The organism is Vibrio sp. 2033 (genome assembly GCF_033339735.1).
Window position 1 is genome coordinate 104,300 of sequence record NZ_JAWOVC010000016.1, and the last position, 12,400, is coordinate 116,699.

The 12,400-nt window shown below is 43.3% G+C and carries 12 protein-coding genes; 10 read left to right on the forward strand and 2 right to left on the reverse strand.

Translation table 11 applies throughout. The annotated features are described in order from the left end of the window. Positions 1 to 17: 17 nt before the first annotated feature. From trpB to R7P74_RS18710, 3 genes are all read left to right on the forward strand, one after another. Positions 18 to 1,208, forward strand: coding sequence for a tryptophan synthase subunit beta (gene trpB, locus R7P74_RS18700; protein ID WP_005376781.1), 1,191 nt, complete (start codon positions 18 to 20; stop codon positions 1,206 to 1,208). Continuing rightward, positions 1,208 to 2,014: a tryptophan synthase subunit alpha gene (trpA, locus tag R7P74_RS18705; protein WP_047009991.1), complete on the forward strand. Its 807-nt coding sequence runs from the start codon at positions 1,208 to 1,210 to the stop codon at positions 2,012 to 2,014. Before trpB ends, trpA begins: the two co-directional genes overlap by 1 nt. 196 nt (positions 2,015 to 2,210) lie before the next feature. After that, positions 2,211 to 2,906, forward strand: coding sequence for a Crp/Fnr family transcriptional regulator (locus tag R7P74_RS18710; protein WP_005376777.1), 696 nt, complete (start codon positions 2,211 to 2,213; stop codon positions 2,904 to 2,906). Positions 2,907 to 3,032: 126 nt separating this feature from the next. On the opposite strand, the gene R7P74_RS18715 is transcribed toward R7P74_RS18710, so the two are convergent. Then, positions 3,033 to 4,574: a long-chain-fatty-acid--CoA ligase gene (locus tag R7P74_RS18715; protein ID WP_064354141.1), complete on the reverse strand. Its 1,542-nt coding sequence runs from the start codon at positions 4,572 to 4,574 to the stop codon at positions 3,033 to 3,035. A gap of 213 nt (positions 4,575 to 4,787) precedes the next feature. Further along, the gene (locus tag R7P74_RS18720; RefSeq protein WP_318123039.1) at positions 4,788 to 5,006 is read right to left on the reverse strand and encodes a hypothetical protein; all 219 of its coding nucleotides are present in this window, start codon (positions 5,004 to 5,006) and stop codon (positions 4,788 to 4,790) included. A 111-nt stretch (positions 5,007 to 5,117) separates the two neighbouring features. On the opposite strand from R7P74_RS18720, the gene R7P74_RS18725 reads away from it, so the two are divergent. From R7P74_RS18725 to R7P74_RS18755, 7 genes are all read left to right on the forward strand, one after another. Next, entirely contained in the window at positions 5,118 to 6,377 is a 1,260-nt protein-coding gene (locus R7P74_RS18725; RefSeq protein ID WP_005376774.1) for a dicarboxylate/amino acid:cation symporter, read from the forward strand. A gap of 156 nt (positions 6,378 to 6,533) precedes the next feature. Continuing rightward, complete coding sequence (locus tag R7P74_RS18730; RefSeq protein ID WP_262687744.1) at positions 6,534 to 7,718, forward strand: acyl-homoserine-lactone synthase; 1,185 nt, start codon at positions 6,534 to 6,536, stop codon at positions 7,716 to 7,718. Continuing rightward, positions 7,711 to 10,251: a quorum-sensing autoinducer 1 sensor kinase/phosphatase LuxN gene (luxN, locus tag R7P74_RS18735; RefSeq protein WP_213901600.1), complete on the forward strand. Its 2,541-nt coding sequence runs from the start codon at positions 7,711 to 7,713 to the stop codon at positions 10,249 to 10,251. Before R7P74_RS18730 ends, luxN begins: the two co-directional genes overlap by 8 nt. Before the next feature lie 111 nt (positions 10,252 to 10,362). Next, the gene (locus R7P74_RS18740) at positions 10,363 to 10,605 is read left to right on the forward strand and encodes a hypothetical protein (RefSeq protein WP_017634694.1); all 243 of its coding nucleotides are present in this window, start codon (positions 10,363 to 10,365) and stop codon (positions 10,603 to 10,605) included. 198 nt (positions 10,606 to 10,803) lie between these two features. Continuing rightward, positions 10,804 to 11,367, forward strand: coding sequence for a septation protein A (locus R7P74_RS18745; RefSeq protein WP_005376769.1), 564 nt, complete (start codon positions 10,804 to 10,806; stop codon positions 11,365 to 11,367). A gap of 225 nt (positions 11,368 to 11,592) precedes the next feature. Then, the gene (gene yciA, locus R7P74_RS18750; RefSeq protein ID WP_005376768.1) at positions 11,593 to 11,988 is read left to right on the forward strand and encodes an acyl-CoA thioester hydrolase YciA; all 396 of its coding nucleotides are present in this window, start codon (positions 11,593 to 11,595) and stop codon (positions 11,986 to 11,988) included. 115 nt (positions 11,989 to 12,103) lie between these two features. After that, positions 12,104 to 12,400, forward strand: coding sequence for a YciI family protein (locus tag R7P74_RS18755; RefSeq protein ID WP_005386727.1), 297 nt, complete (start codon positions 12,104 to 12,106; stop codon positions 12,398 to 12,400).

Genomic DNA, 12,400 nt, shown 5'->3' on the forward strand with positions numbered 1-12,400 from the left:
CGAGAAGGAATATAACGATGGCAAAACTGAATGCCTACTTTGGCGAATACGGCGGTCAGTACGTTCCGCAAATTCTAGTTCCAGCACTGGAGCAACTAGAGCAAGCGTTTATCGACGCGCAAGAAGATCCAGAATTCCGCAGCGAATTCATGACGCTTCTTCAAGAGTATGCGGGCCGCCCAACGGCTTTAACTCTAACTCGTAACCTAACCAAAGGTACGAAAACCAAACTGTACCTAAAACGTGAAGACCTACTTCACGGTGGTGCCCACAAGACTAACCAAGTGTTGGGTCAAGCGCTACTTGCGAAACGCATGGGCAAAAACGAAATCATCGCTGAAACTGGCGCAGGTCAACACGGTGTTGCAACCGCACTAGCATGTGCACTGCTTGGCCTTAAGTGTCGCGTGTACATGGGTGCAAAAGACGTTGAGCGTCAAAGCCCGAACGTATTCCGTATGAAGCTAATGGGCGCAGAAGTTATTCCTGTCCACTCGGGCTCTGCGACACTTAAAGATGCATGTAACGAAGCGCTACGCGACTGGTCTGCAACTTATGAAGACGCGCACTACCTACTAGGTACAGCGGCAGGCCCTCACCCATTCCCAACGATCGTGCGTGACTTCCAACGCATGATTGGTGAAGAAACGAAGAATCAGATTTTGGCACGTGAAGGTCGTCTTCCTGATGCGGTTATCGCATGTGTGGGCGGTGGTTCAAACGCGATTGGTATGTTTGCTGACTTCATCGAAGAAGAAAGCGTTCGCCTAATTGGTGTTGAGCCAGCAGGTAAAGGTATCGATACTGACCAGCACGGTGCACCACTTAAACATGGTAAAACGGGTATTTTCTTTGGTATGAAAGCGCCATTGATGCAAGATCCAAACGGTCAGGTTGAAGAGTCATACTCTGTCTCTGCTGGTCTTGATTTCCCTTCAGTTGGTCCACAGCACGCACACCTAAACGCAATTGGCCGTGCTGAATACGACAACGTGACAGACGATGAAGCGCTAGAAGCATTCCAAGAGATTGCACGCCATGAAGGCATCATCCCTGCACTTGAATCTTCTCACGCCGTGGCACACGCACTGCGTATGGCACGTGAGAATCCAGAAAAAGAGCAATTGCTGGTTGTTAACCTATCTGGTCGTGGTGATAAAGATATCTTCACTGTACATGCCATCCTAGAAGAAAAAGGAGCGATCTAATGAGCCGTTATGAGAAGATGTTTGCGCGCCTAAACGAAAAGAACCAAGGCGCATTTGTACCGTTCGTAACGGTTTGCGATCCAAACGCAGAGCAGTCTTACAAAATCATGGAAACACTGGTTGAGTCTGGCGCAGATGCCCTTGAACTTGGTATTCCATTCTCAGATCCGCTAGCCGATGGCCCAACCATCCAAGGCGCTAACATTCGCGCGTTAGATTCAGGTGCAACACCAGATATCTGCTTCGAGCAAATCGGTAAGATCCGAGCTAAATACCCAGAGTTGCCTATTGGTCTTCTGATGTACGCGAACCTTGTTTACTCTCGTGGTATCGAGAACTTCTATGAGCGTTGTGCAAAAGCAGGCATCGATTCTGTTTTGATTGCAGACGTACCAACTAATGAAAGTGCTGAATTTGTTGCTGCTGCAGAGAAGTTTGGTATTCACCCAATATTCATCGCACCACCAACGGCAAGTGATGAAACACTGAAGCAAGTATCAGAGTTAGGTGGCGGCTACACTTACCTACTATCTCGTGCTGGCGTTACTGGCGCAGAAACCAAAGCAAACATGCCTGTAGGTCATATGCTGGATAGACTGAACCAATTTGATGCGCCACCAGCACTACTTGGTTTTGGCATCTCAGAGCCTGCACAGGTGAAACAAGCACTAGAATCTGGCGCCGCTGGTGCAATTTCTGGTTCAGCCGTGGTCAAAATCATTGAAGCGAACGTTGATCAGCCACAAATTATGCTCGACAAGCTAGGTGAATTCGTTTCTGCAATGAAAGCCGCCACTCAAAAATAATTTCAGTTTGATATGACACAACAACGCCCGCTTAACATTATGTTTAGTGGGCGTTTTCTTACTATCGCGTTTATGCCACGTCATTTTTTGTTCAACGCCCGCACTTTCCAAATCTATCTCAAGCAGAGCACTCAAAGAGTGTTAAGCTTGGGTAACTTAACTAACTCAATAAAGCAATGTGCAGTAAGGTTGCTACATGGAAGAAGTCAAAACACTGCTAGCCAAATGTCCTGTACTATCAGGGCTGCCAGATAAAGGGCTTAGTGAAGCAGCGCAAATGACTAAGGTTCGCTGCTTCGACGAAAAAGCACTGATTTGCAATAAAGGTGCGCTTCAATCTTCTCTTATGGTCATAGCTCAAGGTGCAGTGAGAGTGAACTCAATTAGTTCAAAAGGCAAAGAAGTCACACTGATGATTTTCGAAGCTGGTGGCTGGTTTGGAGACAATGTTTTTTCTCCCGGTATGCCTCGTATTTTTGGTGCGACCGCGCATTCTGACGTGACTGTAATGGAGCTTCCTGGAGATAAATTTCGCCAGTTACTCGCCAAATACCCTCAAAGTTACCCCACTATACTCGACTTACTTAGCCGCCGTTTATGGTCTGCTATTTCTGTTATCGAAGATGACGCGATTAGAGGAATTGAAGAACGAGTCGCCAAAAGGTTGCTGCTGCTTGCTGAATACCAACTTAATCAAGCGATCGATACTCGACCATGCGTTGTCAGGGTAACAAGAGAACATATCGCTAACATGATGGGGCTAACTCGTCAGAGCGTACACAAGATACTAAAACGATTAGAAAGTATTGGGATGCTAGAGCTAAACTATGGCTCAGTAACCATTACCAATCCGAAACGCTTAGAAGAATACTTTAAAGAACTCGAGCAATAGATCCATTCAACAAACGGTAAGTATTGTCTAACGATAGCTAAAAACCTTATGCATCTAATTGGTCAAGAGCACAACACCATTTGCACTTAGGCAAGTGGCGCTGTGACACAAAAACCATTGAATTGACTAAGCTATATTCAATTCAGATTTCAACTCACGTTTCAAAATCTTTCCTGTCGCACTCATCGGGAGGTGTTCACGAATTTCGACATAACGAGGATATTTAAACGAGGCTAATTGCTCTTTACCCCACTTTTGTAATGAATCGGCGTCAATGTATTCTTTTGGTTTAAGTACAACGTAGGCTTTTATCTCTTCGCCATACTCTTCATTTGGAATCCCTATCACCGCTACCATTGAAACTGCAGGATGAGTCATGAAAACTTCTTCAATTTCTCTGGGATAAACATTAAATCCACCTCGAATGATCAGATCTTTCATTCTATCGACAATAAATAAATTACCTGAACTGTCAAAGCGGCCCACATCACCAGTATGGAACCAACCATTTTGTAGCGCAGATTCAGTAACTTCTGGGCGGTCAAGATATCCCTTCATAACATTATGACCACGCACAACAATCTCACCTTCTTCGCCTATCGGTAGTGCATTACCTTCAATATCGATAACTTTTACTTCGACACCTTGAACCGGTTGACCTACCGAGCCTGGTATGCGCTCCTGATCCAAATGATTAAAACATGCAATAGGACTTGTCTCCGATAACCCGTATCCTTCTAAGATCGGCACATTAAATGTTTCTTCAAAGGTTCGAAAGATTTCGGTTGGCAATGGCGCACCACCGCTTACTGCAACACGCAATGACGAGGTATCAAATTGATGCTGCACGTGAAGCAGACCGATGTACATCGTTGGCACACCAGCAAATATCGTCACCCTATGTTTTTCCACCAGCTCAAGAACATGTTTAGGCTCAAACCTAGGCACTAACACCAATGTTGCCCCGCCCAAAACACTAGCATTTAAGTGGACGGTTTGACCAAATGTATGAAATAAAGGCAAAGTTACTAAGTGAATATCATCGGCCTGGCTGCCCATAATGTTTTGTGCCACCAGAGCGTTCATTATGATGTTCTGCTGAGTCAGCTCAGCGCCTTTTGGTAAGCCTGTCGTCCCTGATGTATACAAAATCACACAAGTATCATCCGCATTACGCGGTATATAATCCGGCAACGGTTGGACATCGGCTATAAACGCATTGAGAGTTATTACACCATTCCAATAGCTTTGATCTTGAGATTGAGTCAGTACGACTATGCCTTCGCATGTATCGACTTGTTCAAAGGCTTTGACGCCCTCTTTTGCCATTGGCAGTTCTTTCGTCCCTTCAAAGCAGAAATAAAACTTCGCTTTTGAATCTTCTAAGTGATACTTAATTTCTCGCGCTTTCAAAAGCACATTTAATGGGACTGCAACCGCGCCAGCTTTTTGTATTGCATAATAAACAAACGCGAAAAAAGGAATGTTTGGGCATGAAATCGCAACGCGGTCACCTGGCTTTACGCCTTTATTGATTAAAGACGCTGCGATCTTGCCGGCGATCGCATTAAACTGCGCATAATTTATCTTTTCAGCGCCACATATCAACGCCGTTTTATCTGGTTTACTCGCAGCATTTCTTTGTAACGCAGCAGCAAGATTCATCATAGTCTCTTCACCTCTTACTTGTCTTTCTCGTCTAATCAGCTCAGGAGCATTAACTAAGCAAGTTATCCTTAACACTGGATCGTCAGCATTTGATTCTCACCAGTCATTACCATTTAACATTATGTTTACAACGCAATCAGGACTAAGAATGTAAAGCAATTAACATTTCAGAAGGCAAATTAATAAAAGTGTGAGCTTGAAAGAGATGAATTGTTATAAATATCCCCCCAAGTCACTAAAAACTCTGACTGCAATAGCAAATACAAAAGCGGTTAAAATTAACAAAAAGAAAACAAATAAAGAAAAATAAACTTGAACAATCCCAAGCGTAACCCTTATAAGAAAAATCAATAGCAAACGTTTGCTATTGAACAAAACTTTATCGTTCGTCAATAAAATATCGATTAATCCATCAATAATACCTTGCTGCATATTGCCAATTGTAAACGATAAGTGTAAAAAGCAAGGCGAGATAATTATCCGTAAATCCATTTATGGTTAGTGGGTAATTTTAGGATTTTACATTTTATTAGCACAGAGGTTATGGAAGTGTTAAAAGAAAAGAGTTTGCTAAACAACATTGGCGTACAAGTCGTAATCGCCATGATCGTGGGCACAGCCGTTGGTGCCATGATGGGTCATGATGCGACAGTGTTCGCTCCTTTAGGTGCTATCTTTATCAACTTAATCAAAATGTTGGTTATTCCTTTGGTCGCTGTAGCCTTGATTTCTGGCGCCGCTGGTCTTGGGAACAGCCAGTCAGCAGGTAAAGTTGGTATCGTCACTCTAGGTTATTTTGGTTTAACATCCGCCCTAGCCGTTGCGCTTGCACTATTTATGGGTGAAGTATTCCAACCAGGCATGGGTATCGACGTCTCTGGCGTCGAAGGCATGTTCTCAGCAGAATACGCTTCAAAAGGTGAACTACCTACTTTCTGGGCAACCATCACTGGTATGATCCCAACCAACGTTTTCCAATCACTAAATGAAGCAAACATCCTACAGATCCTCGTTTTCTGTATGTTCTTTGGTATTGCGATTTCTAAGCAAGCAAAAGAGCGTCGTGAACCAATCATCAATGGTGTTAACTGCATCGTTGACGCAATGGTTTGGATGATCAACAAAGTAATGATCATTGCACCTATCGGTGTATTTGGTCTGATGGCAGAAGCCGTCGGTACGTTCGGTTTTGGTGCGCTAATGGTGGTGTTTAAACTGTTCGTTGTTTACGTTGCCGCCATCCTAATCTTCGGTTTCGTTGTTTACCCAGCAATGGTGCATGTTTTCACGAAGACATCTGCGAAGAAATTCCTGTCTTCAATGAAGAAACCGCAAGCAGTTGCGCTTTCAACAGCGTCTTCTATGGCAACACTGCCTGTTACAATGGACACCTGTGAAAAAGAGCTGGGCGTAAAAAATTCAACTGCATCATTTGTTCTGCCTCTAGGCGCAACGATCAACATGTCAGGTAATGCGATTTACTATGGCTTGGTTGCTATCTTCTTTGCTCAACTGTTCAATATCGATCTAGGCATGGGCGCTTACATTGCAATTATCGTAACGTCTACATTGGGTGCGGTTGGTCAAGCGGGTGTTCCTGGCCCTTCTTTCCTAGTGGTTGCCGTGCTTCTTGCCGCTGGCATTCCAATTGAAGGTCTACCGCTGCTATTCGCTCTTGACCGTATTTTCGATATGATTCGTACAGCACTGAACATCACAGGTGATGCTGCATGTGCAGTTATCGTTGATGCGCTAATTGAAGAAGAAACGGCAGAAGCTGAGCTAAAAAAGCAAGAAGCCTAACCCTTTCTTGAATAGACCAAAAACCGCTCATAATGAGCGGTTTTTTTGTCTTTTCTTGCATTACGTAACTATACAAATAGAAACCGATGGCATAAATTTTTCAAAATGATATAAACCATTACAAAATATAACAAAACGTTAGAGCTAGGTTATATCATGAGTCTTGAGCAATCTTTGGACTATCTCACCAAAACAAATTTGCCGATCGAATCAAAGCAGCAGGCCTTGGTTGACTCAGTTATTCTTACCCTAACGAAACAAAAACGAGATGCTCTTTTTCAACAGGTTGCTCTGTATCGAATAAAACTGCTTAAATCTCTCTTTCCTAAACACGCATCAAAAAGTCTTTCTGCACTATTTGAGTTAATGGATTATCGAGATTTAGTGCAACAGTATCCGACAGGTTTCTCCAAAGAGATTCATTTACTTGAACAACTTGCCGCAGATTGTTACCCGCATTGGATGGTTTTCTGGTGTCAATGCGAGATCGAAGCAATCAAGCAAAAATATCCTTCAAACGAAGCTGCGATTCCTACTCCGCTTCCGTTTGACGACCACAGCTATACTAGCGTGTTAATTGAAGATATCGCAGATTGCGATCTTGAGGTAATGCTGCCAAATCATGCAGCGTTAATGCCGATTTCCGAAGCGATCACACTGAGTAATCTTGAGCTTTTCGTCCAAACTGAACAATGGTTTGAAATCTTGCCTCTTTTATCACTCTCGCAAAAAGGGCAGCACTTTGCGCTCTTGCTCAAATCGTCATCTTCACCAATCATGGTCTCCTCCGCTTTAGTGCAAGGCTGGCATCAACGAAATAACTGGCTCAGTTACTCACCACAGTTTAGTAACGAACAATGGCAGTTTTGCTTTCCTAATCATGGGTACAGTGTTCTCAATCAACTGGGTATTTTGGAGTGTCGTGCTCTAACTCATGAGCACACTCTTATTGGGTTTGATGCTCAGTTTCAATCTCATGTAAAGAACACTGAAGCGGTTTGCGAAGTACTGCGTCTTACGGTGGGAGGCAACATTCAACAAAAGCTGTATTTTTTGTATCTGGCGCAAAAAACTATGATGAGCGAGCTCTATAAAGCAGGCTATAAGCTCGGCTTTACCATTATTGAGCAAGTATTTATGTTAAATTTCTATCAATCTATTGATTTAAGTGCCTACTTTCACTCAGGATACCGCGACATTAACGGTGACGGTACCAAGACATACCGCGGTTTCTGGAATTTAGGTATGATGGTTGAAGCATTTCAAGACATACAATTTCGCGACTACAAACATTGCGTACGAACAAAAAGAATGGATAAAAAGGTGAATGAGCATGCTTGATGTTCATTTGCACGGTCTCTTTTACCCAAAAGCAATGGCATTGTACGCGACTGTACTAATAGTATTCGCTTGGTTACTGTATTACTGCTATCGCCTAAAACAGAAGAGTGAATCAATCTTAGGCTCGCATCACGCGCCTTACATCGCTTATTCCAGCTGTATCATTGTTTGGATAAGCAGCAACGCCTATTTCCATACCGATTTATTGCCAGAATTAGGCTCTGTTGGTGGCATTTTTATGGCTAAGTTAGCGAACTTAGCGTCTTTTTTCGCCTTTGCGTTTGCATTCTATTTTTCTTGCCAGTTAACCGCAGATGTTAAAAAAACAGCGGTCAAAGTCTGGCAAAAAGTCGTCTTTGTCGCACTAGCAACGTATTCACTGTACATCAACTTAGTGCCGAATCTTACTGTCGAAAATGTCACCATTAGTGGTCCAAGCCAGTTCGTCATTGAATTTGGCCCACATACCTCATATTTTTTCATTAGTTTGCTAGCTTTCGTGGTACTAACGCTGCTTAACTTGATTGCCATGCGCGCTAACAGCAGCAAGCTCACGCTAGCAAAAAGCAACTATATGATCGCTGGCATTTTGGTATTCATGTTATCTACGGCAGTGATACACCTTGGAATGACGTATTTCCTTGGCGACTTCTCCCTAACTTGGTTACCACCAGCACTTTCAATCAGCGAAATGTTGTTTGTGGGCTATGCCCTACTTACCTCTCGCTTCTACAGCGCTAAATATCTCACGTACTTAACGGTAAGCGCGCTCTTAGTCTGCGCCATTTTTGTTCTGCCGCTAGGGGCGATATTTATTCCTATCTCTGAAGATAACCAATGGCTTGTTGCGGTACCTTTATGCGCGCTTATCGGTATCACTTGGCACTTGCTTTTTAAGCGAGTCAGTCGTTTCGCTTCGTATTTTATTTATGGGAAACGACACACTCCCGTTCAGCAAATCCTTGGGTTAGAGGAAGAGTTTAAACGCTCAATAGATGATGCTATGCGTCAGTTGGCATCGTTACTTAACATACCAAACAACAAGCTACAGCTAGTCACTAGCAATTACACAGAAACGTTTTACGAAGAGTACCTGCCGTCAAGCAAGTCAGTTCTCGTGCTAGATGAGTTGTCTGAAGAAATTGATTATGCCTCCTCTTCTAAAGGGTCGATGAGAAAGCTCTACGAGCGCATGCGCTCAAGCAATACTGCGCTCGTTATGCCTCTCTTCGGTCGTGGAAAGTCTGTTACTCACTTACTAATTTCTTCACATAAAATAGATAATAAGCTGTTTTCTAATGAAGAAATCTCAGCTCTGCAAACGTTATTAGTTCGCATCCAGAGCACCATTGAAGCCGATAGAAAGGTACGCCAAAGCCGTGCGCTGGCTAACTCCATTGCACATGAAATGCGTAACCCTCTCGCTCAAGTACAATTACAATTTGAATCTTTAAAACAGCATATAGAGTCAAACGCCTCACTGGATACGCTAAAAAGAGAAATTGATAAAGGTGAAGCCGCTATACAACGCGGTAGACAACTTATCGATATTATTTTACGAGAAGTTAGCGACAGTTCACCAGAGCATGAGCCTTTAGCTCTCACTTCCATACATAAAGCCATCGACCAAGCAGTAAGCCGTTATGGTTTTGAAAACGATCAAATAATAGAGAGAATTAACCTGCCACAGGCACACGATTTTGTCGCGAAGTTAAATGAGACCCTGTTTAACTTTGTCATTTTCAATTTGATTCGTAACGCTATCTACTATTTTGATTCTTATCCCGACAGTCAAATTGAGATTCGTACCCAGACGGGGGCTTACGAAAACATTCTGATCTTCCGAGATAGTGGGCCAGGTATATGTAGCAGTATCTTACACAAGATATTTGATGACTTTTTCTCGTATCAAAAAAGCGGAGGCAGTGGCTTAGGTTTGGGCTATTGCCAACGTGTTATGCGCTCCTTCGGAGGACGAATAGAGTGCCAGTCTGAATTGAACGAGTTCACAGAATTCTACTTGTATTTCCCAGTCGTACCAAACGCACCAAAACCAGAGACATTAAGAGCACCGGACTTTGATAGCTGGAAAGCAACTGCATCACATTCTGAAAATCATTCAGCTCAACACGTACAAGTATGTAAAGATGCACCAACAGTGCTCATTGTAGATGACAAAGAGGTGCAACGCACCTTGGTACAGATGTATTTAAAAAGATTGGGAGTCAACAGCTTACAAGCAAATAATGGAGCCTCTGCGGTAGAACTATTCCACTCTCACAAGATTGATCTCGTTCTTATGGATGTCCAAATGCCGGTAATGAATGGATTTGACGCCAGCCAACGGATTAAGCAAATCACATCCTCCGTTCCAATCATTGCCTTATCTGGTGAGTCTGGAGCTAGAGAGTTGGAGCTAATTTCGACACTCATGGATGACAGGCTCGAAAAGCCCACCACGTTAAATGCACTTCAAGTCGTCATCCAAAGATGGTTACAGAACGAGAATTTTGCACCTTCCAACACTTTTTAATTTGCAAATATAGAATTGGCACTAGATGTGCATTGTTGGAGTAAATCGAATTATCCAGAAGGTCAAGCAGGCTGCAAATGAGTAGCGTATGAGCTTGATAAGGAGATCGCCATGTTACTTCATCGACATACATACTACGGCTTGATTCATCATGGAATCAAAACACTGTTACTTGATCGCTTAGGCCACTATACAGAAGAAGAGTATCATCAATATCTGACCCTGATGACTGGTAAATCCACTTGCTTCACGATGTCTCTCGAAGAGCTAGAAGCAACGGTCGATAACTTACTGCGGGAAGGCTATTTAGAAGATGTAAAAACGCTTATTTCCCAATATCAACGTGTGGCTTAAGGTTTAAAACTCTCAACTCTATTGCCGCTTCACGCGGCAATTTTTATTCCTTCCATTTGCTGTTTCGACGTGGAAGAAGCTTGCGGTCTATACGATATACTAAGCGTTACTATTCTTACCTTAACTTCCTCAGTATTCACATCTTGTCAGATTCCGTTAGACTGTCTTCAATTCAATAATTAGGTAGATTTTGCCATCATGAAGCAGATCCTAGACTTTATACCACTCATCGTTTTCTTCGCTTTATACAAGCTGTACGACATCTACGTAGCGACAGGTGCACTGATCGTAGCAACAGCCATTCAACTTGTCGTCACCTACGCGCTGTATAAGAAAGTCGAAAAGATGCAGCTAATAACATTTGTTATCGTCACTATCTTCGGCGGCATGACCCTTTTCTTCCACGACGACAATTTTATAAAGTGGAAAGTCACCATCATTTACGCGATTCTGGCGATTGGCTTAGCAGTGAGCCACGCATTGGGAAAATCAGCTATCAAAGGTATGCTAGGCAAGGAAATTACGTTACCTGACGCTGTTTGGGCAAAGATTAACTGGGCTTGGGTTGGCTTCTTCTCATTCTTCGCTGGCCTAAACATTTATATTGCTTACGAATTGCCGTTGGATGTTTGGGTTAACTTCAAAGTATTTGGAATGTTGATCGCGACATTTGCCTACATGATTGCGACTGGCTTTTACATTTATAAACACATGCCAAAAGAACAAAAAAATAACTCATCCGATGTGTCCACTGATGATTAAAAACTCAGTTTTGCTATAATCCGCGACTTCACAGCGACCTTAGGGTCGCTGTTTTGCTCCATGTATCAGTAAACCGCTCAAACAACGTACCGTTTTCAGACCATTCTTGCTGCTGTAAACCAACTTTCTCTGGTCCGGTATCTGCGGTTTTTTAAGGACCTTTGGTTCTAGGTATTTACTATGTTGGCGCTTAGTTTGAGCGCCTTTAAGATTTAGGATGTCACAATGAGTCAAGAAATTAGCTCTCCGAAAGGTCAAATGCTGCTTCGTACCCTTGCAATGCCTGCAGATACAAACGCCAATGGCGATATTTTTGGCGGTTGGATAATGTCTCAGCTCGACTTAGCGGGCGCGATTCTGGCAAAAGAGATCTCTTGTGGTCGCGTTGTCACCGTTTCGGTATCAAGCATTACGTTCAAAAAACCTGTTGGTGTGGGCGATGTCGTATGCTGCTACGGCGAATGCACTAAGATCGGCCGCACATCCATGAGTGTCGATTTGGAAGTATGGGTCAAACCCGTCAAAGCTCACGGTGTTGGCGAACGCTTCATGGTTTGTGATGCGACCTTCAACTACGTAGCCATTGACAGTGAAGGTAAACCACGTCCAGTTCAGAATTAGTCAACCTACAACGCTAACAGTTAGAAAGGATCTCACATTTTCTGTTGTTCACTTGTGAGAGACACAAAAAAGGCGTTAAATTAACACTTTACCCTACCAATTAAGGAACTATGCTATGTGGTATGTCATCTTTTCACAGGACGTTGAGAACTCGTTGGAAAAACGCATGAGCGTTCGCCCACAACACTTGGATCGCTTACAAAAGTTACAAGACGAAGGTCGCCTTCTTACAGCTGGTCCGATGCCTGCGATAGATTCTGACAATCCTGGAGAAGCTGGATTTACGGGCTCAACTGTCATCGCTGAATTCGCCTCGCTAGAGGATGCTAAAGCGTGGGCAGAAGCCGATCCTTATGTAGCGGCTGGTGTTTACGATCATGTAATCGTGAAACCGTTCAAAAAAGTGTTTTAA

What these genes read in the sequence shown, in the direction of transcription:
- trpB (WP_005376781.1), top strand. Translation starts at nt 18, where the DNA reads ATGGCAAAACTGAATGCCTACTTTGGCGAATACGGCGGTCAGTACGTT.
- trpA (WP_047009991.1), top strand. Translation starts at nt 1,208, where the DNA reads ATGAGCCGTTATGAGAAGATGTTTGCGCGCCTAAACGAAAAGAACCAA.
- R7P74_RS18710 (WP_005376777.1), top strand. Translation starts at nt 2,211, where the DNA reads ATGGAAGAAGTCAAAACACTGCTAGCCAAATGTCCTGTACTATCAGGG.
- R7P74_RS18715 (WP_064354141.1), bottom strand. Translation starts at nt 4,574, where the DNA reads ATGATGAATCTTGCTGCTGCGTTACAAAGAAATGCTGCGAGTAAACCA.
- R7P74_RS18720 (WP_318123039.1), bottom strand. Translation starts at nt 5,006, where the DNA reads ATGCAGCAAGGTATTATTGATGGATTAATCGATATTTTATTGACGAAC.
- R7P74_RS18725 (WP_005376774.1), top strand. Translation starts at nt 5,118, where the DNA reads ATGGAAGTGTTAAAAGAAAAGAGTTTGCTAAACAACATTGGCGTACAA.
- R7P74_RS18730 (WP_262687744.1), top strand. Translation starts at nt 6,534, where the DNA reads ATGAGTCTTGAGCAATCTTTGGACTATCTCACCAAAACAAATTTGCCG.
- luxN (WP_213901600.1), top strand. Translation starts at nt 7,711, where the DNA reads ATGCTTGATGTTCATTTGCACGGTCTCTTTTACCCAAAAGCAATGGCA.
- R7P74_RS18740 (WP_017634694.1), top strand. Translation starts at nt 10,363, where the DNA reads ATGTTACTTCATCGACATACATACTACGGCTTGATTCATCATGGAATC.
- R7P74_RS18745 (WP_005376769.1), top strand. Translation starts at nt 10,804, where the DNA reads ATGAAGCAGATCCTAGACTTTATACCACTCATCGTTTTCTTCGCTTTA.
- yciA (WP_005376768.1), top strand. Translation starts at nt 11,593, where the DNA reads ATGAGTCAAGAAATTAGCTCTCCGAAAGGTCAAATGCTGCTTCGTACC.
- R7P74_RS18755 (WP_005386727.1), top strand. Translation starts at nt 12,104, where the DNA reads ATGTGGTATGTCATCTTTTCACAGGACGTTGAGAACTCGTTGGAAAAA.